The sequence below is a fragment of the Sorangium sp. So ce448 genome, assembly GCF_051520915.1.
In the GTDB taxonomy this organism is placed as follows: domain Bacteria; phylum Myxococcota_A; class Polyangia; order Polyangiales; family Polyangiaceae; genus Sorangium; species Sorangium cellulosum_B.
Genome location: NZ_CP150343.1, coordinates 2,644,697 through 2,668,038 on the forward strand (window position 1 = coordinate 2,644,697; position 23,342 = coordinate 2,668,038).

General features: G+C 70.2%; 20 protein-coding genes. 2 read left to right on the forward strand and 18 right to left on the reverse strand.

Features of this window, described 5'->3' with window-relative positions:
* Positions 1–142 precede the first annotated feature (142 nt).
* The 6 genes from WMF45_RS10190 to WMF45_RS10215 all read right to left on the reverse strand — a co-directional run bounded on the left by WMF45_RS10190 (position 143) and on the right by WMF45_RS10215 (position 6,388).
* The gene (locus WMF45_RS10190) at positions 143–646 is read right to left on the reverse strand and encodes a hypothetical protein (protein ID WP_437716721.1); all 504 of its coding nucleotides are present in this window, start codon (positions 644–646) and stop codon (positions 143–145) included.
* Between the two features lie 10 nt (positions 647–656).
* The gene (locus tag WMF45_RS10195) at positions 657–1,322 is read right to left on the reverse strand and encodes a hypothetical protein (protein ID WP_437716722.1); all 666 of its coding nucleotides are present in this window, start codon (positions 1,320–1,322) and stop codon (positions 657–659) included.
* Between the two features lie 377 nt (positions 1,323–1,699).
* Positions 1,700–2,848 (reverse strand): hypothetical protein, encoded by a 1,149-nt coding sequence (locus WMF45_RS10200; RefSeq protein ID WP_437716723.1) that lies wholly within the window; start codon positions 2,846–2,848, stop codon positions 1,700–1,702.
* The gene (locus WMF45_RS10205) at positions 2,848–3,912 is read right to left on the reverse strand and encodes a tetratricopeptide repeat protein (protein ID WP_437716724.1); all 1,065 of its coding nucleotides are present in this window, start codon (positions 3,910–3,912) and stop codon (positions 2,848–2,850) included. Before WMF45_RS10205 ends, WMF45_RS10200 begins: the two co-directional genes overlap by 1 nt.
* A gap of 73 nt (positions 3,913–3,985) precedes the next feature.
* Complete coding sequence (locus WMF45_RS10210) at positions 3,986–5,689, reverse strand: protein kinase domain-containing protein (protein WP_437716725.1); 1,704 nt, start codon at positions 5,687–5,689, stop codon at positions 3,986–3,988.
* Between the two features lie 159 nt (positions 5,690–5,848).
* Entirely contained in the window at positions 5,849–6,388 is a 540-nt protein-coding gene (locus WMF45_RS10215) for a 2'-5' RNA ligase family protein (RefSeq protein ID WP_437716726.1), read from the reverse strand.
* A gap of 407 nt (positions 6,389–6,795) precedes the next feature.
* On the opposite strand from WMF45_RS10215, the gene WMF45_RS10220 reads away from it, so the two are divergent.
* Positions 6,796–8,196: a helix-turn-helix domain-containing protein gene (locus WMF45_RS10220; RefSeq protein ID WP_437716727.1), complete on the forward strand. Its 1,401-nt coding sequence runs from the start codon at positions 6,796–6,798 to the stop codon at positions 8,194–8,196.
* 440 nt (positions 8,197–8,636) lie between these two features.
* On the opposite strand, the gene WMF45_RS10225 is transcribed toward WMF45_RS10220, so the two are convergent.
* The 6 genes from WMF45_RS10225 to WMF45_RS10250 all read right to left on the reverse strand — a co-directional run bounded on the left by WMF45_RS10225 (position 8,637) and on the right by WMF45_RS10250 (position 14,164).
* Positions 8,637–9,542 carry an ATP-grasp domain-containing protein gene (locus tag WMF45_RS10225; protein ID WP_437716728.1) on the reverse strand — a complete coding sequence of 302 codons (906 nt, stop codon included), beginning with the start codon at positions 9,540–9,542 and terminating at the stop codon, positions 8,637–8,639.
* 259 nt (positions 9,543–9,801) lie between these two features.
* A complete protein-coding gene (locus WMF45_RS10230) occupies positions 9,802–10,812 on the reverse strand; it encodes a hypothetical protein (RefSeq protein WP_437716729.1) in 1,011 nt (336 codons plus the stop codon).
* Positions 10,813–10,935: 123 nt separating this feature from the next.
* Positions 10,936–11,325 carry a VOC family protein gene (locus WMF45_RS10235; protein WP_437716730.1) on the reverse strand — a complete coding sequence of 130 codons (390 nt, stop codon included), beginning with the start codon at positions 11,323–11,325 and terminating at the stop codon, positions 10,936–10,938.
* Positions 11,326–11,351: 26 nt separating this feature from the next.
* Positions 11,352–12,404, reverse strand: coding sequence for an NAD(P)H-dependent flavin oxidoreductase (locus WMF45_RS10240; RefSeq protein ID WP_437716731.1), 1,053 nt, complete (start codon positions 12,402–12,404; stop codon positions 11,352–11,354).
* A gap of 151 nt (positions 12,405–12,555) precedes the next feature.
* On the reverse strand, positions 12,556–13,200 hold the full coding sequence (locus tag WMF45_RS10245) for a hypothetical protein (protein ID WP_437716732.1): 645 nt from the start codon (positions 13,198–13,200) through the stop codon (positions 12,556–12,558).
* A 571-nt stretch (positions 13,201–13,771) separates the two neighbouring features.
* Positions 13,772–14,164 (reverse strand): hypothetical protein, encoded by a 393-nt coding sequence (locus tag WMF45_RS10250; RefSeq protein ID WP_437716733.1) that lies wholly within the window; start codon positions 14,162–14,164, stop codon positions 13,772–13,774.
* A gap of 658 nt (positions 14,165–14,822) precedes the next feature.
* Here WMF45_RS10250 and WMF45_RS10255 point away from each other — a divergent pair.
* The gene (locus tag WMF45_RS10255) at positions 14,823–15,500 is read left to right on the forward strand and encodes a hypothetical protein (protein WP_437716734.1); all 678 of its coding nucleotides are present in this window, start codon (positions 14,823–14,825) and stop codon (positions 15,498–15,500) included.
* Positions 15,501–15,585: 85 nt separating this feature from the next.
* On the opposite strand, the gene WMF45_RS10260 is transcribed toward WMF45_RS10255, so the two are convergent.
* The 6 genes from WMF45_RS10260 to WMF45_RS10285 all read right to left on the reverse strand — a co-directional run bounded on the left by WMF45_RS10260 (position 15,586) and on the right by WMF45_RS10285 (position 23,255).
* Positions 15,586–17,220 carry a hypothetical protein gene (locus tag WMF45_RS10260; RefSeq protein WP_437716735.1) on the reverse strand — a complete coding sequence of 545 codons (1,635 nt, stop codon included), beginning with the start codon at positions 17,218–17,220 and terminating at the stop codon, positions 15,586–15,588.
* Positions 17,221–17,504: 284 nt separating this feature from the next.
* Positions 17,505–17,804 (reverse strand): type II toxin-antitoxin system RelE/ParE family toxin, encoded by a 300-nt coding sequence (locus WMF45_RS10265; RefSeq protein ID WP_437716736.1) that lies wholly within the window; start codon positions 17,802–17,804, stop codon positions 17,505–17,507.
* Entirely contained in the window at positions 17,782–18,036 is a 255-nt protein-coding gene (locus WMF45_RS10270) for an addiction module protein (protein ID WP_437716737.1), read from the reverse strand. The genes WMF45_RS10265 and WMF45_RS10270 overlap by 23 nt, the downstream gene beginning before the upstream one ends.
* Positions 18,037–19,509: 1,473 nt before the next feature.
* Positions 19,510–20,922, reverse strand: coding sequence for a cytochrome P450 (locus WMF45_RS10275; RefSeq protein ID WP_437716738.1), 1,413 nt, complete (start codon positions 20,920–20,922; stop codon positions 19,510–19,512).
* A gap of 234 nt (positions 20,923–21,156) precedes the next feature.
* Positions 21,157–22,437 (reverse strand): glycosyltransferase, encoded by a 1,281-nt coding sequence (locus WMF45_RS10280; protein ID WP_437716739.1) that lies wholly within the window; start codon positions 22,435–22,437, stop codon positions 21,157–21,159.
* A 14-nt stretch (positions 22,438–22,451) separates the two neighbouring features.
* Positions 22,452–23,255 (reverse strand): OmpA family protein, encoded by an 804-nt coding sequence (locus tag WMF45_RS10285; RefSeq protein ID WP_437716740.1) that lies wholly within the window; start codon positions 23,253–23,255, stop codon positions 22,452–22,454.
* Positions 23,256–23,342: the final 87 nt, after the last annotated feature.

Here is a 23,342-nt window from a genome sequence, read left to right on the forward strand (position 1 = left end):
ATGGTCCCCTGCCGCCGCGATCACTAATCCATCGCGCTCACGCGCGGCGGGGGCTCGTCCTGGGGAGCAGGATGACGGCGCGTTAGACCCGCGGGCTCGCGGCGCCGTGGCGGGGCCGGCGCCGTTCGTTATGCCGCCGGAGTCAACGATTCGAACGCTTCGGCGGCCATCGGCCTTTCAGGATGGCGGGCACACCTTCGGGCCAGAGGAGCGTGTCTTCGTACTTGATCCCGTCTTCCTCCGGATCTTCGTACGCATCCCACCCGCACGCAGGCGCCTTGATGCCTTCATATTCGATGAGCGCCCGAGAAATGTCCACGACCTCCTGGGGCAACTCAGGCTGTGTCCACTGCTCGAAGAGCTCGCGTAGGCGCAGCGCGAGCGGCAGGCGCCGTTCGTAGTGTACGGGTTGGAACTGTGGAGCAGTGTGGCGGCCGCCCTTCTTCACATAAGAGATGTAGATGTTCATCATGCGTAGGATGTGGTCGCGAGGAGGCACGCGGCTAAACGTCCCGTAGACGCGCGGCGACGAGAAGGCCCACAGCCAATACGTGGCGTTGATGGCGTCGACCGTGTCCTCGATGTCCGCTCTGCCGTCGCCGCTCGTGAATGTCAGGGTGTTCCCGTCCTTGAATGTGACTTTCATTGCTTCTTGCTCACCAGTAGGTGCAGTGCCTGTCACCGGGTCCAAAGCGCGAAACGAGGATATATGCGCCAGCGACGAGACTGCCGTGCTTGAGGCAGCCGTAGGCGCACCAGGACTTGAAAACAAGATTCCCGAGGCCCCATGGGCACCAAGGGCATTGGGCGTCGCCACAATGTGTTACCATGCAGAACGCCTGCTCGCTGTTGTTCAATGGGAACTCGGTGGTTTGTGGACAGGCATACGGCTCGTCGAAGCACGCGAAATTGGGGTAAATCCCGTCATTCGCAGCCAGCGTCACGGCCTCCGGTGTTTCCATCCAGGCGTACGCCGCATCCCAGCCGGCTGGTTCAACCTGCTCGATCAGTGACGCTATCGCTGCTTCGTCGATGGCCGCTGGATCGAGCACCTGTGATTCGACGACGCTCGCGACCATCACCGCCGCGTAGGAGGTCGCCATGGTCTTGAGAGCGAGCTCCTGGGGATCGACGTTCAGCAGCTCCTCGTACGCCTGTTCCTCCGGGGACAGCGGCTCGTTGTCGACTTCATCGGCCTCCGGGCCGCCGCCAGGCTCACTGTCCTCGTCAGGGCGCTCCGCCGGCTCGCTCTCCGCGGGCTCGTCCTCTATCTCGTCTCGATCCGCCGGTCGGAGGTGGATGGTGCACGCTGGGACCAGCACGGCCAGGATCCCCCCCCGTCAACACCAGTGCGAGCGTTCGACGCGTCCACCCCTGCATGTCGTCCTCCTCGATGCGGCGGACTTTATCGAGGCTCGCGGAGCGCGTCCATGGACGCCTCTCCCGACCGACGTGTCAGGGGTCTCCTGGATTTCCGCGCCTCTTCATCGCGGATCGGCGTGAACTGTGGGAACCGCCGTCATTCTCGCCTCCACGAATGGAGGCGACCTCGCACATCAACGCGTTGCCGGCGGAGCGCCCGAGGGCGCCCCCTTCGCTCAGAGCATGTCCGTTTGTGTCGTCGAGGGCGTGTCGAGCGGCCCGACCCATCCCCGGAACCGCCGACGCGCCCTCCTACGCGGTGGGGCCACGGCCCCGATCACTGACAGGCGGTCCCGTCGGCCAGCGCCGCGCACTCGTCCGGGTTCTCGAGCGCGCGGCTCACGTGGAGCAGCCGGCAAGAGACCGTGTCGCCGCCCTCCGCGCTCGCGACGGAGTAGTGGGAATCATGGGCCGCTCCCGCCATCGTGCTGCACTCGTCCTGGCACGCCGCGCCCCAGCCCTCGTACGCCTCGCCGAGGGCCTCCTTGCAGGCCGCCTCGAACAGCGTGCAGTACGACACGCAGTTGCCTGTCACGCCCGAGCCCGGCTCCTCGACCCCGCAATGGCCGTCTCCGCCCGGCCCCGTGTGCGGGCAGTGGGTGCTCGGCGCCAGCATCGCGCTGTATGCGTGGTACTTGCGGCAGCCCACGGTGTTCTCGGTCCGGTCCTCCGCCGCGCCGGGAGGGAGCGCCGCGCAGACCGCGAGGCACTGCGCTCTCGACTCGTACACGGCCACATCGCCCGTGCACGACGTCATGACCACCTGGCAGAAATCCTCGCAGCTCGGCGCCGTCCCTTCCGGATCGCCGCAGGGCTGCACCGGCGTCAGGCTCGCGTGCGGGCAGTGCTCCTCGGGGTCCACCGTCGCGGAGCTCACGTGCACGAGGCGGCACTGCAGCGTGTCGCCTTCGTGGTTCTCGATGACGTCGAACGTCTCCACGTCCTTGAGCCCCGCGCACATCGCGACGCACTCCTCCTCGGTGGCGACCTCGAGCGAGCACGCCGCGGCCCGCAGCGCGCAGTAGCTCTCGCAGTTGCTCCCGCACTCGCCGTTTCCGCCCGGGCCGGCCGCTGGGCAGTGCACCCCCACCTCGCCGGTGGCGCCCGCCAGCACCGCCTGGCGGGCGCGGCAGGCGACCGTGTTGTCCACGGGCTCCAGGGGATCGCCCGCCGGGAGCCGCGCGCACACGCCCTGGCAGGTCTCCAGCGTGGCATAGACCTGGTGCTCTCCCGTGCAGTTCGCCATCACGTCGGCGCAGTACGACGCGCATTGCTCGCTCACGGGCGCCTGCCCGCCCCCCGTCTCCGTGCTGCCCGGGTCGAAGGTGCGGTCCTCGATGCCGGCGATGGCCTGGCAGCCGAGCCACGCGAGGCTCGAGAGCGGGGCGAGCAGGGCGAGCGACAGGAGCCCTGTCATGCGTCTCATTAAAACTTACCTCCCACGCGCAACCCGACGTTGCGCGCGTCCACGAACGCCCCCACCTGGACGGGCGGGGCCTGCCTCGGCGCGACGACGAACACGAGGACGGCGCCGCCGATCGCCGCCGCCGCCCCGAGCCCGAACGCGACGTTCGACACGGTGGCGGCGCTCTTGGCCTCCTCGGTCAGCGTGACGCCGCGCTCGTCCTCGCACGTGCTGCCGCCCTTGCAGTAGGCCTCCGCGTCGCTGTTCTTCGAGATGGCCTTCACGCCGAAGAACGTCCCGACGCCGAGCCCCACGACGCCCGCGCCGCCCACGACGAGGCCGATCAAGCGCGTCGTGTTGCCCCCGGACGCCGCGGGCGCCTGAGCCGGCGCAGGGGCGCCGGGCGCCGGCGCAGGGCCCGCCGCCTCGGGAGGCCGCGCATCGCCGGGCGCAGGCGGCGGCCCTGCGAGCCGCTTGAGCGCCGGGACATCGACGCTCGCAGGGCCCTTGCTGTCGCCCCCGAGCTTCACGGTGGTCGTCCAGGTCTCGTGGCCCGGGGCGCTCGCCTCGATCGTGATCTCGCCCGGATCCACGGGGATCGCGACGCCGAAGACCGCGGGATCGACCGCCTTTCCGGCGGAGCGCACCTTGAAGCCCTCGATCGCGAGGTTCTCCGCGGCGACGCCGATGCTCAGCTTCGACAGGCCCGGCTCCAGCCGGGCCGCCCTCGCCTGCGCCTTGCGGGCGCGGTCGGCCTGTCCAGCGGCCTGCGACTCCGACATGGCCTGCCGGAACGTGGCCCAGGCGCTCGCCGTGCGGCCGGTGTTCTCGTAACACTCGGCCAGGTAGAGGAGCGTGCCGATGCCCGGATCGATGCGCTGGCTCTGCTCCAGCCTGGGGCACGCCTCCGCGCTGCGCCCCTGCTTCATCAGGTCGAGCGCCGCGTCGAACAGCGCCTCCGCCGTCGCCTTGTCGGCGGCGCTCGGCTCCGCCCGCGCGGGGAGCCCCCCGGAGATCAACGCCGCGCACAGACCCAGGCCGACGCAGTGTGCGATGCTTCGCTGACGACGTTTCGTACGCCTCATACGTCCCGTGTTCTCCTCCAAGCTGGCCACGACGAGCCTCGGGGCCGTCGCCGGATCGACGCGAGCGCCACGCTCAGCGCCGCCCGCCGAAGTCGCTGATCGAATTGCCCCGCGTCGGCTCCTGGCGAGCCCCCGCGTCGGGCTGCGCGCGCTCGACGGGCCGGGTCGAGGCGGTCGCCCGAGGCGCGGCCGGGTGCGCGGCGAGCGGCGCCGCCGGGCCGGAGGACGCCGCCGGCGGCGCCGCGGGCGCGCTGGAGGAGGCCGCCGGCGCGGTCGGGGCCGGCGAACCGCCGGCCACCTCGGGCGCGGCGCCGGGAGCCTCGCGCGTGTCGCCCTTCGCCGTCGCCTCGGCGGTGGGCGCCGCCGTGGCTGCGGTGGGCGCAGCCGCGGCCTCGGCGCTGGGCGCAGCCGCCGCTGCCGGGGGCTGTCCCTGGTCGGTGGCGAGCCCGGAGCGCAGGAAGAACAGGGCGCCGAGCGAGGCCCCTACCAGCAAGGCGCCGGCGGCGATGGCCAGGACGACGCGCGCCCCGTTGCGGACCGTTCGCACCGGATGGCCCGAGTTGCTCCACGAGTTGACCGTGGGCCCCGTCTCCGCGTTGGGCACTGTCGGCGAGGCCGGCACGAAGGACGGCATGCCAGGCGCGAAGGGCGGCGTGCCCGGCGCGAAGGACGGCGTACCCGGCGCGAAGGACGGCGTGCCCGGCGCGAAGGACGGCGAAGACGGCGTGCCCGACGCGAAGGACGGCGAAGACGGCATGCCCGACGTGAACGGCGGGCCCCCGTGCGGTATGGACGGGCGCGAGCCGGTGCCCTGGGCGCCCCCGCTCGGCACGCCGGTCTGGAGGAGCGACGGCCGCGCGATGTCCGAGGAGCTGCCGAGCATGCGGCGCGCCCGGTCGACGTGCATGTGGCCCGTGGCGGGGCCGAACGGGAGCAGCGCGGCCGCCAGATCGCCGACGTTCGCCCACCGCTGCTCGCGCTCCTTGGCGAGGCAGTGCATCACCACGGCGTCCAGCTCGCGCGGGACGTCGGGGCGCAGCTGGGAGACCGGGGCCGCGTTGTCGTAGAGCAGCGCGTGGAAGAGCTGTGCGACGGAGTCGCCGTCGTACGGAGTCCGCCCGGTCAGCATCTCGTACAGGATGACGCCGAGAGACCAGATGTCCGCGCGCGTATCCACGTCCCGCGCGGAGCGCACCTGCTCGGGAGACATGTAGAGCGGCGACCCGAGGAGCGACGCTGTCTGGGTCAGCGCGACCTGGTCGCGCGATATGCCGAGCAGCGACTTCGAGATACCGAAATCGAGGACCTTGATGACCCGGTCGCCGTCGGGCCGGAGCGAGAGGAACAGGTTGGCCGGCTTGAGATCGCGGTGCACGATCCCCGTGGCGTGCGCCTCGGCCATCGCGTCGAGGGCCTGGAGCATGTACCCGACGGCCTCCATCACGGGCAGCGGACCGCGCGCCCGGATCTCGTGGGCGAGGTCGTTCCCCTCCAGGAACTCCATCACCATGTAGGGCATCCCGCCCTCCAGGGAGCCGACATCCAGGACGCGCGCTACGTGCTCGCTCTTGATCCTGGCCAGCGCGCGCGCCTCGCGCCGGAACCGCTCGGCCGGGTCGCCGCCGTCCGCCCGCAGCGAGTGCAGGAACTTCATCGCGACCCGCTGCTCCAGCTCCAGGTGCCACGCGGCGACGATCGTGCCCATCGCACCGGCGCCAACGATCTGCTCCACGCGGTACTTGCCCGCGAGAACGTCGCCCACAGCAACGGGAGCCATCGCCATGGGCCCTAGGCTAGCCGAGATCCACGAGATCACATACTTCGGCGCGCCGCGATCTGCGCGCAGGGCGGAATTCCCTCGTCGACGCTTCCCCTGCGGCGGAGCCGTGCGTCTGGGCGCGTGGTGGGCGGACATGACACCCGCGCCGGCGAGATCTCACCGGCGTTCCAGCGCGACGCCCTCGACGCAGCGCCAGCGCTCGGTCTGCCCCTCCACGGCCCACAGCTCCAGCCGGTCGGCCCACCACACCTGGTGCGCGAGCGCCAGCACCCGAGGATCCGCCGCGAGCTCCTCTCGGCGCGCGGCCGGCAGCTCGCCGTACACGAGGCTCACGTGCGGGCGAAAGGGGGCCTCCTTTGCGTTCGCGCCGAACGCCGCCTGGGCCGCGCGGCGCAGCGCCGCGAGCGGCTCGGACGGCGTCACGTCGAGGAACACGCACCGGTGGCGGGTGTCGCCGGTGGCGGGGCCGCGCGCCTCGAGCGCGACCGGGCGGAGCGTGCCGCCGTCGCCGCGCAGCCTGCCGAGCTTCGCGGCCAGCGCGCCGGCGTCGCCGCGCAGCCCGCCGAGCAGGGTGAGGTGAGGCGCGAACGCCGGGCCCCCGCTCTCCCGGGCGAGCGCCTCGATGAGCTCCTCGAGCCGCGCGGCCGGCGCTCCGCAGGGGATGAGCCACAGGGCGAACGCTGTCTCTTGGGCCATGGCCGGCATCCCTTGCGCCGCCGCGCCTCGCGGGCAAGCGCCGTGCGAAGGAGCCGGCGACGGCGCGCCATTGGTGCCGCGTGTCAGAGATCCCGCTGGCGGATTGCTGACACACGGAACGAGGGCGGCCGCGAAGCGGACGCCGGGGCTCGGAACCGAGCCGCGGGGAAACAAGTCCAGTGCCGCCCGCGCGAAGCGGCGCAGAGCTCGGGCCAACCCTGGCCAGACTTCTGGCGGGCGGGACTCGTCGCTGCGTTCTCATGGCAGGGTTGGTCGTCGTCACGACGGGATCCGCGGAGGCATGCCGCAGCAGTACAGGCTCTCCGCACCCTCCGGAGTGCGTGTAGTGATTTCCCTATGGTGGGATCGCGGTATCCACCGCGCACCAGGTGAGCTACATTCCCCGCATGAACGCGGTGACCCGAGCGCTCCGCTCCGCCAGGGAAGCGATGCGGCTCGACCAGGAAACTTTCGCCGCGCTGCTCGATGTCTGCCTCGCGGACGTGCAGGCGTGGGAGGCGGGAACGCGCAACGCGCGATCGAGCGCCCTCGTGCGCTGCGCACGCGCGTTAGCGCTCACGGTCGATGAGGTGCTGGCAGGAGAGATCGGTCACGCGTCCGTGCCCAGCTTGTTCTTACGGGCGACCGGGCACGAGGGCCGGCTCAGTGACCTACTCGAGTTCTCTCCGGATCTGGCGCTGTTCGTCGAGGTGGCCCGTGCCCTCGATCGCCTTCAGCTCGCTTCGCGCGCGCGTGTTCAGCCCCTGCCGGCACCCCCCGTGGACGCGCTGTGGGGCACTGGCGAGGCGCCCTACCGCGCCGACGAGCTCGCCATCTGGCTACGGACGGAGCTCGACATCACCACGGCGCACATCCCCTCGATGCGCGCCATCTATGAGCGTCTGGGCATCGAAATTGTCTGGGCGCGGCGGGAGGAGATGTCTCCATTCCTGGACGGCGCCTCACTCCGCACGCCACGGCCCACGGTGCTCGTCCATCTGGTCGAGGGCCCGGCGTGCTGGTGGCGCACGCGGATGACGCTAGCGCACGAACTCTGCCACCTTCTCTGCGACTTGACCCACGAGCACCGCAACCTGGCGCTCGTCAGTCCAGCGAGTACCGGTGACGCGGAGGCGGCACCGGACAGCCGGGCCGCGGGGGCGCGTAACTTTCGTCTGTTCCGAAATTTCGCCTGGATAGAACAACGCGCGAGCGCGTTCGCCTCGCACTTCCTCGTGCCGGATTACGCGCTCCGCAACGTGCTCTCCGGGCGCGATCCCGTAGCAGAGGACTCGGTCACCAAGGTGTGTACGGCCTTCGGTGTTGGGCGCATTACGGCCGTGTCGCGCATCAAGCACGTGTTCGGGCTCAGCGATGCTCTCCGGCTTCAGATGCTCCGCAGACCTCATGAGGAGCGACACGCCCGCAGACACCCCGATCTGGCGCCTCCGCGCTGTGGCCTTCGCGCAGGCGCCCTTCTCGACGAGGTCGCTGCCGCGCTCGCGGAGAAACGCATCGACCGGATAGAGGCGCATCGCGTGCTCGGCCTTGCCCTCCACGAGCCGCTGCCGGAGCACCCTAAGCTTCCCGCGTCGCTGCGCGACCCCCTTCGTTCAGTGCGCGACGATGTGCGCGACATCGCCCGTGTGGCGCTCATGCGCACCGGGGCCTGCGATCTGCGGCCGGGGGAGGTTCGCCGCGGTGACACCGGTTGGTGCGTGTCTATCGTCGACGCCTCAGGGAGCGCTGTGCGGGAGGACATCCTCTCCTTCGATCTCGATGCCGAGCGCGCCAAGCTTTCGGCATGAGCGCAGAGGCGCGGAAGCTCGCTCAGGGCTGGCACCGCCTTCAGAAGACGCGCGGTTCGTGCGTGGCCGCGTGCCTCGCCATCGTTGACGCCCAGCACGGCGGCGAAGGCGAAGAGCAGGAGAGTTATCCCGCGCTCGTCGGAGAGCTACTCGACGCTTCGCTCCCGGAGAGCTTCGACGTGCTCGTGGCCCGAGTGAACCGTGGTGCGCTCGCGATCGTGACGGTGAACGGGCCAAACTGGATGGCTTTGGCACGGTCGCGCACTCGACCCGACGGCCCGCGACGTTCCGCCCTCGCGAAACAGTCCCGCCAGGATCTGGGCTCGGAAGGGGAACAGGAAAACGACTGGAGGATGTCAATAATGTACCCCGTTGCTCACAGGGCGTGCGCTGGGTGACGGCTCGCGGCGGATGGTTCGGATCGAGTAACGAGACGCTCCTCAGCCGAGCGCCGCGCGCAGGTGCCGGTAGAACGCGTCCGCGGCCCCGCCCTCGGGGATGCCCGCCGACCCGCCATCGTTCAGCTCCACCAGCATCCAGCCGCCCCCTTCCTTCTCGGCGACGTCGGCCGCGTAGAAACGACTGCGCACGCGGCCGAGAACGGGCGCGAGGACGTCGGCGCTCGGCGGCTCACCCGGATAGGCACCGTCGGCCCAGTACGGCGCCGAGTAGAACGGCCGGCCGTCGAGCACGAAGAAGCGATGCTCGTTCACCAGCGGAAGCCTGCTCTTCGGGTGCAGCCCGATGCGTCGCAGCTCGACGAACTGCCGGAAGACGAGCCCGCCGACGACGTGGTCGTCCTGGAGGCGGAGGAAGTTGCCCACGACGCGCCGCACGTTGGCCTCGTCGTCCGCCGCCGGGATGAAGCAGGCGTCGAACCACTCGTGCTTGCGGGACTTCACATAGTCCTTGAGGATCACGGCGCCCGATCCGAACGCCTCTCGCACGTGGATTACGACGGCTTCGAGGTCGAACGTGGAGCCCGGGATCCAGATCGACCGCGCTGTGTGCTCGGCGCCGCCGATCGCCTCGTACCACTCGGGCAGGTGATAGCAGTGCTGGTACGCCGCCGGCTCCGTGATCAAGCGCCGGCCACGCGCGGCGACGACCTCGCTCATGCATCGATAAGCATCGAGGCCCAGGATCCAGCCGCGGTAGATCACGTCGCCCGGGCCTTCCGGCACCCGGCGGAGCTTCACGTCGCCGCCGAGGAACGCCTCGAGGTCGATGAGGCCGACGTCGAAGCCCGCGCTGGCGGCGTGCCGGGCTTCCTCCTCGAAGGCGCTGTCCGGCGCGGTCGGGTGCAGCGGGCTGCTCGGGAACAGGACGAGCGGGGCGGGGAGCATCTCGCAGACTCTATCCGACGGCGCGATGGTCGTCACGAGGGTATAGATCGGGCGATGACCGAGCGATTTTCAGCTCGGAGGTGGCCCCGTCCGCTTGTCGGGCGGGAGAGAGAGCAAGAGAGAGCGCACAGGGAGACGGGGAGACGGGGAGGAGATATATCGAGAGACCAAGGTGGAGAGGCGAGTGGTGGGGAACATCGTTCGCGTCTGCTTGCCTGGGGTCGATTGCTATCCGATCGCTCGTCCGTGGCCGTCGAGATCAGCTCTGGGCTGCTCCCTCGACATCGATCCACGTTCCGCATAGGGTGCAGAGCTTCGCCGACGCGTCGAGCAGGATCTCACAGTTCGAGCAGTACCTCGTTCCGCCGGGAGGCGGCGGCATCGGCCGGCGGGGGGGCGGCGGATTCCAGTTTGACACCATGGGCTCCGGCGGCAGCCAGGGCGGTGGAGCTCCCTCCCAGCCGTTCAGCGCGATGGGCACGCCTGCCCTGTCGCCCGGCACGCAACGCAGCGCCGGCCCGCCGAGCTGGTCGCGGCGCAACCAGAAATCGCCGTTGATCATCCGGGATTGCAGCTCCGTGCCGTGCGCGCTCGAGGGCAAGAGCGGTCGGTTCGCCCCCGCATCATCGCGGTAATGGACCCGCTGGCCCTCGGGCTTCAGGGCCGAGCCAAAGGCGATGTGGTGATCGACCTCGACCGTCGCCCGGAGATCGGGCGGGTTGCCGTCGTGGGCGTCGAGCGCGGGCGCGAACAGCCACTCCGGGTACCTGGGCTCGTACCACCACAGGAGCGGCTCGGGCTGGAGGTTGCCGTTCCAGCAACAGACCGCCACCGGCCAGCCGGGGTAATAGGCCTCGAACGCCTGAAGCATGCGGTCGTTGAGCGCAGGCCGCTTGGGCTTCGGGACCTGCCTGAGGACGGAGAGCACCGCGCGCGGCGACTCCGCGAGCACCACCGCATAGCTGCCCACGTCGAAGACCACGGCCTGATCGGCATCGAGCGTGCCGCCCAGCAGCGTGCCGTAGCTTCGCGGGACCGGCTCGCGCGTCGCCTCGCGGATGTCCTCGAGGAAGGTGCGGAACGGGCGCGTGTCGACAGCGTTCTGCGGGCCGAGCCGCGTGGCCGGGATCGGCAGGATCATGGCGTTCGGGCCGGAGGTCGACGCCGTGTTCTGGTAGGCGAGGACGTGGACGTAAAGGCCGTTCCACTGCGCATCGCCCGCATAGAGGAGGGTGCTGGAGAGCGTGGCGGGGGAGAAGGTGCAGCACATGGTCGCTGCAGGATACACGAACAGGAGCCGTTCACCCCATGGCCCCGGCGCGGTGCCCGGTCACCTGCCCGCGCGCGGGTCCAGCCGGCGCCCCTGCGCTGGCGGCACGCCGGGAGTGAACTGTCAGGCCGCGGCGAGCGCGCTGACCATGACGTAATACCCATCAGGATCACGGAGCGCGAACTCGCTGGTGCCGGTACCGGGGTTCAGACGGGGTTCCTCTTCCAGTCCGGCGACGAGGGCCCGTGCCCGAAGCAGCGTCTCATCGAAGTCGTCCACACGAAAGAACAAGAGCAGCCCATGGCCAGGCTGAGCGTGATCGGGGCTGGTCAGCGGTGGATGCTCGTGGGCTCCCCACTCGTGAAGGCAAAGCAGGACCGTTCCATCGGAGTCCAGTATTTGCCCGAAATCATCGTGGGCGGGCTTCGTCTCCGGTTGACCAAACAGCGACTGATACCACTTGAAGCTACGAGCAACATCCGCAACACCGATGATTGTCCACGTGCGTTTCATCGCTTCCTCCGGCAGGTCGGGCGGCGTCAGCGTGCACCTGGGAGTGCACCCGCGAGCTGTCGCGTGAGATCGGCCGCTGGCACTTGCTTGCACCCGCTGGCGTTCTGTCCCGCCCAGAGCGGCGAGAAGTCGCCGCTGCCCTGGCTTTCCGCCTTGGCGCGCAGGGGCGCGATGGCCGACGTCGCCAGGGGAAAAGCTGGCGCGGCGCCGCTCATCGGCCCAAGCTCCCTCATCAGGCGGTTCACGATGCCCCGAGCGGGTCGCCCGGTGAACAGGTTGGTGAGCGCCGTGATGCTGGCTGCGCCGCTCGCGAGGGCCGCGCGATGCACCCTGCTCGTGGTGGCCTCCGGGCACAAGAGGTAGGCCGTCCCGACCTGCACGCCGGCCGCACCGAGCGCGATGGCGGCTGCGACACCCCTCGCGTCCGCGATGCCGCCCGCGGCGATGACGGGGATCTTCACGGCGTCCACGATCTGCGGCACCAGCGCGAAGGTGCCGAGCTGGACGCTGAGATCGTCGGACAGGAAGCTGCCGCGATGACCGCCCGCCTCGATGCCCTGGGCGATGACCGCGTCGACGCCGCGCGCCTCCAGCCAGCGCGCCTCGTCGACCGTCGTCGCGGAGGACAGGATCTTCGCGCCCGAGCGGCGCACCCGCGAGAGCAAAGCCTCCGAAGGCAGGCCGAAGTGAAAGCTCACCACAGCAGGCCTGAGCTCGTCGAGCACATCAGCGGCCTCATCGCTGAAGGGCAACCGGCCGGGGCCGGTCGGGATCGCGCTTGCGTCGACGCCGAGCTCGGCGAAGTACGGCGAGAGCCGGGCACGCCAGATCGCTTCTTGCTCGGCGTCGGGCTCGGGCCGCGTGTGACAGAAGAAGTTCACGTTGAACGGCCGCGTGGTCTGCGCTCGGATGGTTGCCAGCTCCTTGCGCAGGGCGTCCGGGCCCAGCACGGCGCCGGGCAGCGAACCGAGCCCACCAGCGCTGGAGACGGCGACCGCGAGCGTGCTGCCCTGCACGCCGGCCATGGGGGCCTGGATGATGGGAAGATCGATCCCAAGGAGCTCCTGCAGCGTCGTCATGAGAATCTCCAGAGCCACGGCCGAGGCGGCGTCCAGCTTTTGTCCCCTTTTCGCCCAACAGAGAGCGTGCGGCCGTGGGACCCGAGCGTAAGCGAAGGGCCCATCGGTGGCAACGCCGAGTTGGACGGCACGTGCTCACCTGGGTGATGCGCTACTCGTTCCTCTGCCAGTACGAAGGTCGGCATGAGGTATCGGGGATGAGCGTGGCTCGTGCATTCGGGCCTGGATCTCCGAGGGCGCGCTGAACACCGTCAGTTCGCTCGCAACGAACCGGGGCCTCGCTCTTGCGGTAGGACTGGGAGCTGGCTTCATAGTCGAGGTGCCACGTGACGGACCACGTCGATCCATGGGTCCTTGCAAGCCAGTCCGGGGCGCCATCCGCCAGATGCTCGGATTCCAGAAAGTAGAGCCGCTTCCAGCCATGTTTCGATTCAGGCAGCGGCACTACATGGCCAACGCCGTCGAATACGGTGCGAACGCATGCCGGAGGCTCCTGGGACACCACCACGCGCGTTCCCATCTGTGTTGGCGACGCGCTGAATGTCACCCTGTGGTCCTCGCGGCCGTCCGCGTTGATGTCGCCGATCGACTCGACGCTGGGCGCTTCGCTGTCGAACGGAAGAACCCCAAATAGTGCGTCTTTCGCGGAGCATGGCGCCTCTGTGAGATACCGCGCCTGGAAGAAGACGGCACAGTTGCTGATGTTTCTGGGGGCAGCCGCGTCTGGCCAGCTGAACCCGAGTTGATAAACGCCCGCCGGGAGCTCAATCGTGCACTCTTCCTCGATTCTCGTCAATTCCGTGCTGTCTTGCCGAAGTGACGGCGTGATACCCGTGGCAGGGCACCCTGGCGCCTTGAGCCATACCAATGCTCGTTCGCGAAGTCGGAACGCGTGGGAGCCGGGGCTGCTCGCGACAGCGGTGATGTGCAGGCTGACAACGTCTTGCGCAGCAGCGCTTGGCGGGCTTGGCTGTCTCGATGCAGGTAAGCTGCTATTTGCTATCTCTTGGGCGGGGGCGGGCGGTCGAGTTGCAGAGCCGTGGGGCGGCGGCGACGGACCATTTGGGGCACAGCCGGCGTGCAACAGCAGTGTCACGAGTAGCGGTGCTTGTGTCGTCTTCATGTGCAAGTTGGTTAGTTTGTCTAACTATCGGTTGATTGGTCGTCCGAAGCCGCAGGGCGAGGTCTGTCCAGTGGACAGTTCGGTAAGTCGTTCAACATGGTCGTGGAGCAGAGCCGTCCGATCGCGGCTCGCCGCCCGGTGTGCGGGTTCGACCGGTCACCGCGGATGATGTTGAAAGATCTGTCGAACAGTCCACCAGCTCGTTGCCTTTCGTGGCCTCTCCACAGCCCGAGCGGCTCGCGACTCAGAAGGTGCCGCCGAGGCCGAAGGTGACGCCGCCGGGCGCGAAGCCGATCTGGGGCTCGAGCCGGATGCGGGTGGAACGATGGCTCTCCGGCTCGCTCTCCTCGTACGGGAGGACGGCGATATCGACGATGTTGGCCGCGAGCAGGCCGAGGCCGCCGCCGAAGATCGCACCGACGACCGAAGGATCGACCCAATCACCTTCATCGGCCTTGCCGGCGGTCTTCGCTCCGATCAGGCTGCCGACCAACGTGCCCCCGATGTTGAAGCCGAGGCTGGCCAGGGCCTTGCCGGAATTGTCGTGACCGCCATGGATGATCGGGCCGCCGACCATCATGCCGCTGAGGCTCACCACGAGGATCTCCGGGGTCTCGGCGGCGAGGGCGACGGGCACGAGCAGGAGACTCCCGCCGAGCACGATGGCGTGCTTCCAGCCATACCAGACGCGCTGCGACGTGCGCTCCGTGCCTGGGCCGTGATTCCCGGGCTGCCGTGGGCCAGCGCGCCAGCCGTCGGGCGGCGGGGCGTACCCGGGCGGCGGGTATCCCGCCTGTGGCATGCTCTTCACGCCGGACGGAGGCTGAGATGGTACGCCCCCCGCCTCGCCCGCAGGCTGCGCGAGCGGCGCGGGCGGGGCGGCGCCAGCAGCCGGCGGCACGACGACCGGCGGCGCCATGGTCGAGTCCGCCGCCGCAGGCCGAGACGGTGGTGCCGGCGAGATCTGCGGCGTCGAACCGGGAGGCGGTTCCATAGCGCCCGCCTGGCCCAGCGCCAACACCACGGCTGCTGCGCAGCAGCCCCCCAGTCCATCGCGCACCCAGATCGTCACCTCGCCGCTCCTCCCTCTTCTCTGCTCCTCTTCTTTTACCCGCAAGCGCGCAGCGTTTGTGCTCGGATGAGGGGCGTATTCATGCTCATGAGGCGAGCGAGCCCGGAGGACCTGATGCGCGATAGACGGCTCGTCCGGCGCCGTCCCTGCGGGGCTTGACACGGCCGAGAGCTCCGCGGTTTCAGATCCGCGGCGCGCGCGGCGCGGCTACACTGCGCGGCCCGTGGACTCCGTGATGGACAGCATCGAGGCGATGGTCGCCTGGCTCCGGCAGCGCCGGTGGGCGCACCTCGCCGTGGTGAACCTGCGCATCCTGATCGGCTTCGCGTTCCTGCCGGCGGGGCTGAAGAAGATCCTCGGCGAGCCGTTCACGGATCCGGGCAATCGCGGCCCGTTCCACGAGTTCTTGCACGCGTTCCACGCGACCGGGCACTTCTACACGTTCGTGGGCGTGGTCCAGCTGGTGGCCGCTACGCTGCTCATGACGCAGCGGTTCGCGACGGTCGGCGCATTCATGGCGCTGCCGGTGACGGGCGCGATCCTGGCGTTCTGCTGGAGCACGGCGGTCGTCCCGACGGCGACGGTCGTCACGCTGATGTTCGCGGGCCTGGTCGGGCTGGCGCTGTGGGACGTCGCGCGGTGGCGCGGCGTCCTCGACGCGCCGGACGCCACGCCTCGGGCCGCGCGTGCCTCGTCACCAGCGCCGATCGACCTGCGGCTGTGGAGCCTGTGCGGGGCGGCCATCCTGATGGCGTACCTCGCGACGTGTCTGCTCAGCGGCGGCATCTACCGGCCGCGGGGGCCCGCGTTCGATGAGCCGGGGTTCTACGTGCTGATGGCGCTGCCGCTGTTTCCGATCGTGACCGCGCTCATCGATCGTCGCCGGCGCGCGGGGCGCTGACGCCCCGGTGCCAGCCCGCCATGCACCGTCGGGTTGTTCGGTGTGCCGCTCATCGTGCCGCAGTAGAGGTGCCCCTGCGGTGGTGTCATGCGCCGGCGGCACCCTCCAGCGCCACGACGATGTCGCCGAGCGGCGCCGCGAGGCGGAGCCACGCCTCGCCGCCCACGCACAGCGCGGCGAGCACGTCGTCCGAGCGGCCGCGGAACGCGCCCAGCGAGCGGGCCGGGCCGCCCTCGTCGACCGCGAGCACGGCCACCTCGTTGTCAGCGCGCGCCACGACGATGAGCACGCCCGTATCGGTCGCGCCCAGCCAGACAGGGCGCCCGCCGAGCGCGACGCTCCGGGGAGCGCCGCGCTTCGGCACCTCGTGCAGGAGCCCGCGCGGAACGTCGCACCCCCAGAACGAGCGCAGCCGCAGCGCGGCCGGCAGCGGGCCGCCGAACGCCTCGTAGGCGTCGCAGGCGTCGTGGCCGGGGTCGAGCGGGAGCAGGTCGGCGTCGTTCGGGACGAAGCGGGCGAGCGCTGCGTCGCGCGCCTCCGCGAAGCGCCAGAGGGCGCGGCGCAGGCGGCCGGATGGCCAATTGAAGAGCGGGCCGACGCGGGCGCGGATCTCTCCGCCTTCCACCGAGATGCTGTGTACGCCGCTGCGCCGGAGAAAGAACAGGCTGCCCTCGCGAGCGGCGAGCGGGCTCCCGGGGGCGAGGAGCCTGGCCAGCTCGGTGGTGCCAAGGCCTCTCTCCAACCGCGCGAGCTCATGACCATCGATGCCGAATGCGCGGGCGCCATCCGTGCAAAGGCGATTGAACCGCCCCCCCGACGACGCTGCGACAAGCTCGGTTCCCGGCGGGGCCAGGTCGCCCTCGCCGAACAACAGGCGCCCGGCGCGAACGATGTTCTCCGGAGCGCCGGAGTCCCGAGCCGCTGCCAGGAGCGCCTCGCGCACCTCCAGCGGCATACGTTGCTCGATGCCCCATCGCGCGCGCCAGGTGATCTGTTCGACCAAGAATCTCGTGATCCCTGTGCGCGCCGCGGCGGGCACACCCGCGAGCGCTGCCTCGAACACCACGTGGGCATCGAGGCTGCGAAGCATCGCCTCAGGCACCGCCTCGAAGGAATACGCCTCGTCCCAGCGACCCCGGCGCGCGCCGTACCAGGCACCGAGCGCCCAGGCCATCTCGGCCGGCTCGCCTCGGGCTGCGCGTAAAGCCTTTAGGGCGGCGCCATACACCTCGGCATCGAACACGGCACGCCCGTCCCGCCAGAACGCATCCACGTATCGGCAGAGCTCGGGCGGCGCGGCGGCACGCCAGGTGCTCAGCACAGAGGCGATCTCGGGAGCGCAACTCCGCTCCTGCGCCCGCAGCGGATCGTCAACACCGTGCGTTGCGAGCCACGCCGCGAGCATCGCAGGCTCCTCCACATCGGCGAACTCACTCCACGAGAGCAGCCGCACGGTGCAATCCCCTTCGATCCAGAGCGTGCCAGACGGCCGACAGGCACGTTCGAACGTGAGGGTCACCCGGCGTGCGCAGGCCGCGAGGCTAGCGTGCGTGCTCTTGCGGAGGCGGAGCAACTGGCGGAGCGAGCCGAGTTCAGAGCGACTGATGCGGATCCAGCGCTGCTTGTCGCGGACGAGCCACGCCGCGGTGGCCTCATCGAGCACGCGATCGATGTCAGCCTGGTTCGGCGGCGGAGAAGGCGCTGTGGGCAACACGGCCATGATTTACCTTTTCGGCCTCACGGGAATGTAGCCCTCCGGACCGCGAAGGGAAATCGGCTTACCTTGCCCGGCGTGGCGCCGTTGCACGCGAGCAGGTCCATGCGCCTGCCCTTTCCTTTGCGGCCTGCGTTGCGTTGCTGCTCTCTCCCTGAGGCTGTCTGCCTGCAGCAAGTTTGCCCGATGCACTGCCGCTGTCCGATCCTGAGTGTACGAGACTGGCATTCACCCGCGGGCGCGTGCGCCTCGCACGCGGCCGTCAGGTGCAGTGCCCAGTTGGACGGGCCTCATCGCTTCCTCCAATAGCCCGGTCTCCTCTTGGCGTGCGCCACAGCCACCACGAGAACGCGCTCTGGCTCATCGCGATATACGACGAGGTACGGAAACCGTGCCAAACGTACGCGCTGCGTGCCGTGCTGGTGAGCGGGCCAGCGACCCGGGGCCTCGGCGATCCGCTCCAGCGCCGCCTCGAGCTCCGCCACGAACGCGCCTGCCACACGCGAATCCCGTTCAGCGTACCACACGACGGCCTCCTCGGCTTCGGCGAGGGCGGCTGGCTGTAGTTCAACGGCCTTGGCCACGGCCACCGGCTGCCGCGAGGAGGCGGCGGCGGGCCTCCGGCCATGGGATCGGCGTCACCGTTCCCGCATCCACCTCGTCCAGGCGGCGCTTGATCTCATCCGTCCAGGCTTCCTCGACATGATCGCCGTCTGCTTCGGCTTGGTCCAGGCTCTGGAGCAGCTCGGCTGCCAGAGCAGCCCGCGCGTGGTCAGGCAGGCGTAGCGCGGCAGCCAGCACGTCTTCCAGGTCGCTCGGCATGCCTGGAGCCTACCACACGGCACGCCGGTACGGCGCGTCGGGGGCCTGGCCTCCGCGCCGGCAGCCGTCAGGACCGGCGCGAACCAGCCAACCGGGGCTGGGGCCGGCGGGGCGAGCAGCGAGGCTCTCATCAGGGGGGCAGCGCCGTACCGGGGGCGCTAAAATCCAGGTTCCGGATTCCGGGGCCGGCTTCGGTCTCCTCCACTTCTCCGCCCAACAAGGGCTTCTGCTGCGGGTGGGTCCGCTGCGCACACCCACTGTTGCCGAGCGATGCCGCGACGGCGGCTGCCCTCTTTCGGAGTGAGGCGGACGGGCCCGGGTCGGGGGCATCCGAAAACAGACGTCGCTGCGCGACGTCGCGCGCCCACCGGCGCACCGTGGCTGGCGGGGCCCCAGACCTGGCGCTCGCGCCTGCCGTGGCCTTGGAGCCGGATGGCGCCGCCCAGCGGACAGCTCGCAGCGCCACAGACGGGGCAGCGCGCCGGCCGCGCTTCGACGACCGTGGGCGGCCGCTGCTACCAGCGCTTGATGTCGATGGCGCTCTGGATAACACTGCGACCGCTTCGATTGCTGGGCACAAGAACCGGAGCACGACGAGGAGGCTGTCCGCCAAGATCAGGTCTCCTCGTCGCCTATTTTGTGGTCGGCACCGCGCCGCTGCTCCGCTCCTGCGAGCGGCCTACCCCTTCGTGAGGCGGATGTGGGAGCGACGAGGGGGGTAATTCGGTCGGTGGACGGAAGGCGGGCGCCCGCGTGAAAAGGGCTTCTCTGAGCCGACGCAACCGTGCTCAGAGGGAACGGAGATGAGAATCCTGAGAGTCCGGAGGCAATGCGTCGTGCGCCGCGGCGCTCCGGAGTCGTCCTCCCAGGTCGCGTACGCGGAGCGAGCATTCTCCTTGATGGCCAGCCTCGTTGGGCGGAACCCCTCCCCTCAAGCATTGTGCTCGATGCGACGGCCTGCGGCATCGATGAGAGCGCGCGGTAATACCGCCCAGCTATCAGTCGATTGGTGAATCGAAACCGCCGGACCAGGTCTGTCTAGTTCGTCGCCTTTTGTGACCTCTATCCACGGAAAATCGCGCGGAGCGGTTCTGCGCCGCAAGGCCCAGATGCTGTCCAGCGCCATAGGATAGATCGGTCTAAGATAGGTGGCAGTCGGCACCTTTTCGAGGGGCCGGGGGCGCCAGGAGGGAGGGCGCGCGGCGGACGAGCAGCCAGATGCGTCGTGCCGCATCGCGCCTGAATGAGATAGCGCGGCCACATCATCAGGAGGGTGCGGGACGTCTACCGGTCCGTTTACAATCTCGGCCGAAGGCCCGTCGAGGGCGGGCAGTGGAACGACATACCTTGCGACGCCGAGCTGCCCTACGTGTGCAGCCTGCCTTGCTGCGCTACGGTTGCAGGCTGCCTTGACGAGGATCACGGCCACTCCATCCGCCGAGGCCGACAGAGCGGCTGCTCACCTCGATCCTCTCATCTGCCCGCGCGCGGCTCCAGCCGGAGCCACACGCCGCCGGACGTGCGCAGCGTGGTCGCGACGTGCAGCCGCGTCGTCCGCCCCGGCACCGCGCTGACGCGGTAGCGCTGGAGGAGCCGGGCGAGGATGAGCTGCCCTTCCATGAGCGCGAACTCCTTGCCGATGCACTGCCGCTGTCCGATCCCGAACGGGATGAACGCGAGCGGGTGCCGGGCGCGCGCGCGCTCGGGCGTGAACCGGCCCGGGTCGAAGCGCGTCGGGGCCTCCCAGTGGTCCGGGTGCCGGTGCAGGACATAACTCATGATGCCCACCAGGGTGCCTGCGGGGATGTGGAAGCCGTCGATCTCGTCGTCCTCGACCGCGGTGCGCGGTATCCAGTACGCCGGAGGGTAGATCCGGAGGGCCTCCTGCACGACCGCGAGCGCGAGCGGCAGCCTGGGGACGTCCGCGAAGGCGGGCCGCCTGTCGCCGAGCGCCGCGTCGACCTCCGCCGCGAGCGCCTGCAGGAGGTCGGGGTTCTCGACGAGGAAGTGGAGCGCCCACGCGAGGGTGACCGAGGTCGTCTCGTACCCCGCGAGGAACATCGACACCGCCTCGTCCCGCAGCTGCTGGTTGGACATCTGCTCGCCGGTCTCGGCGTCCACCGTGGCGAGGAGGATCGAGAGCAGATCGCCGCCCCGCCCCGGCTGCGCGCGGCGCTGCGCGATGAAGCGAAACACGTTCTCATCGATCGTCTTCACCGACCGCTCGAAGCGGCGCCGCCCGGGGGCCGGTATCCAGCTCGGCAGCGCCCGGAGCACGGCCCCGAAGAGCATGTAGTCGATCGCGTACTGCATCGAGCCGCCTACGGCGTCGGCTTCCTCTTTGGTGATCCCCGAGCCGAACATGGTGTTGAGGATGACCTTCATCGTGATGTGCGGGAGCTCCCGCTCGGCGTTGACAGGGCGCCCCGCGGCGGCGGCCACGCCGAAGCCGGCCATGCCGTCGTCGATCGCCTGCACCATGAGGTCGCACATCGCGGCGAGCCGGTCCCTGTGGAACTCCGGCTGGATCATCCGCCGCTGCCGCAGCCAGAGGTCACCCTCGCTCGTGGGCAGCCCATTGCCGATGAGCGCGCGGATGCTCTCCCATAGAGCCCCTCCCTTGCTGTAGTTGCGCGCGTTGTCGCGCAGGACGTGCTGCGCGTGCCTCGGGTGGTTCAGCGCGACGAGCCGCGCGAGCCCGAGATCGATCGTGTACAGATCGCCGAGCTGCTCTCTCGCCGAGACGAGGTAATCGAGCCGATCCTTCAGCAAATGCGGGAGCACGCCGACGAGCGGAAAGCCGCGCGCCGACGGCGGCGCGCCCGCGCGGGGGGCGGCGCCGGCGGTGGCGCGGGCAGGTGTGCTGGAGAGAAGATCCGGCTGCATCGTGGCCTCGTCAACGTAAGGGGCGTATCCGCGCGACGTGCGGTATCCGAGCCGCTAGGCAGCTGGAGCACCCGCCGCGCTGATCGGACGAGAGTACATGAGCGCGGATCCCGGCGACGAGACTTTGGAAAGATGCCTCTTCCCAGTACGCCCCCAACCGCCCACAGTGTGGACGCGCGAGGCCCAAGCGACGACGCGAGCGCCGGAGGGCCGATGTCCTCAGACGTTGTATTCCTACGCTGTCACGCGACCGCGCGCCGCGAGGTGCCGCTCGATGTGGCCTATCGCCGTGCCCACGCCGTCCTCGCCGCGGATCTTGCGTCCGAGCTCCTCGGCGCGCTCTTTCATGCCCGTGTCGGTGGCGGCGGTCCGGATCGCGGCCGCGAGCGCGTCGGCGGTGAGGCGCGGCCGCGGGATGGCGCGCGGGCCGACGCCGAGCTCCTCGACGCGGCGCCCCCAGAAGAGCTGGTCCCCGAGGTGCGGGACGACCACCGCGGGCCGCCCGGCGCGCAGGCACGCGGCCACGGTGCCCGCGCCGCCGTGGATCACCGCCGCGGCGACGCGCAGATAGAGCCAGTCGTGCGGCGCGGCGTCGATCCGGAGGATGCTGTCGGGCAGCGCCATGTCGCCGAGCGCGGCCCAGCCCGAGAGCAGGATGGCGCGCTGGCCGCTCCGCGCGACCGCGTCGACGAGGAGCCTCGTCGTGGCGCCGGGATCGTGGGACGTCATGCTGCCGAAGCCGAGGGCGACCGGCGGCTCGCCCGCCGCGAGGAACCGCTCGAGGGCCTCGGGCGGCCTGTACTCTTCGCCCTCGTCGAGGAACCAGTAGCCCGCCGTGTGGTAGCTGGGCGGCCAGTCCGGCGGGTGCGGGACGACGTGGGCGCTGTAGCCGTGGACGACCAGCATGCGGCGCAGCGCGGCCATGTACGCCCGCCGATCCTGCGGCGGCAGGCCGAGCCTCTGCCGCACGCGGGCCGTCACGCCGCCATACCAGCGCCACACCGTCGGCTCGATCAGGAGCTTGCCGAACAGGAGGTTGAGCAGGCTGTCGCGGCGCGGGAAGGGGGCTGCGACGGCGGTCGGCCCGTGGCGCGTCGCCAGGATGGAGGGCTGGAACGGGATGCTGACCTGCACTGCGCCGGAGGCCTCGGCGATGGAGGCCGCGTAGGTGTCCGAGGTGAAGCTGCTCAGGATGAGCTCGGCGCCCTCGCACGCGCGCAGGGCGTCGTCGGTCATCTCCGCGCCGAAGCGATCGATGAGCCGCTGCAGGATCCGCGACTGGGCCATCGGATCCGTGCCGCGCGACACCCACTCTTTGCCGAGGTCGCTCTCCATGATGTCGACCATGTCGAGGCTCCCCGGGATCGCCGTGAGCCCGTGCGCCTCGATCCAGCGCTGGAAGCTCTTGCCGGCGAGGACGCGGACCGCGTGGCCGCGGGCCGCGAGCGCCTTGCCGAGCGCGATCGCGGGCTGGACGTCGCCCCGGGTGCCCAGCGCGAGGACGGTGGTCTTCATGGGGCCGCCTCGCCTCAGAGCGCCTTCCAGGACGCGTCGCCCGACGGCAGCCGCGGCGGCTCGACCGACAGGATGTAGTCGACCCGGCGGTTGCGCGGCTCGTCCACCTGGTCCGCGGTCTTCACGAGCGGCGCCGACTCGCCGAGCCCCTCGAAGGCGATGGGGAGCTTCACGCCGCGGCCCTTGAACCAGGCGGCGATCGCGCGGGCGCGCTTCCGCGACAGGGTGAGGTTGTGCTCCGCGCCGCCGACGGTGTCCGTGTGGCCGACGATGAACAGCGTGATCTTGCCGAGCTCGCTGGTCTTCGCCACGACCTCCGAGATCTTCTGGAGGCTCGCCTCCAGCTTGGGCACCTCGGGGGCGCGGATGACGTCGGAGTTGGTCTCGAACTGCACCTCTTCGTGGGGGATGCTCACGTTCCAGGGGATGATCGCGATGCCCGCCCAGTACCCCTCTGTGTCGTGGCCGTACACCTCGATGCGCGCGACGGTCTCGTCGCTCGAGGGCGACCAGGTCACGGCGAGCGGCGAGCCGGCGGCGGCCCCGCCGAACGGCTTCTCCTCCTCGGCCAGGACCGCGCCCGACTGCCCGAGGACCTTGATGCGCACCTTGCTGGCGGCGCGCGACAGCTTCACCTCGATCTGGCGGCCCTTGAGGTCGACCTTGGACCTGTCGATCGTCACCTCGAGCGCGGGCGGCCTCGCCTGGGCGCTCCGTGGCGGTGAGGGCGCGGGGCGAGCGGGCGACGCGCCGTCGGCGCGCGCGGCGGCGGGGGCGAGCAGGGAGGCGGCGAGGAGCACGGCCGGGGCATGGCGCATGGGGATCCCCATCTCTGGAGGGTGAGGGAAGTGCGGGAAGACGTCCCCGAGCATACCAAAAGGCGCGCGTGGTGGAGCGGCGGGGTG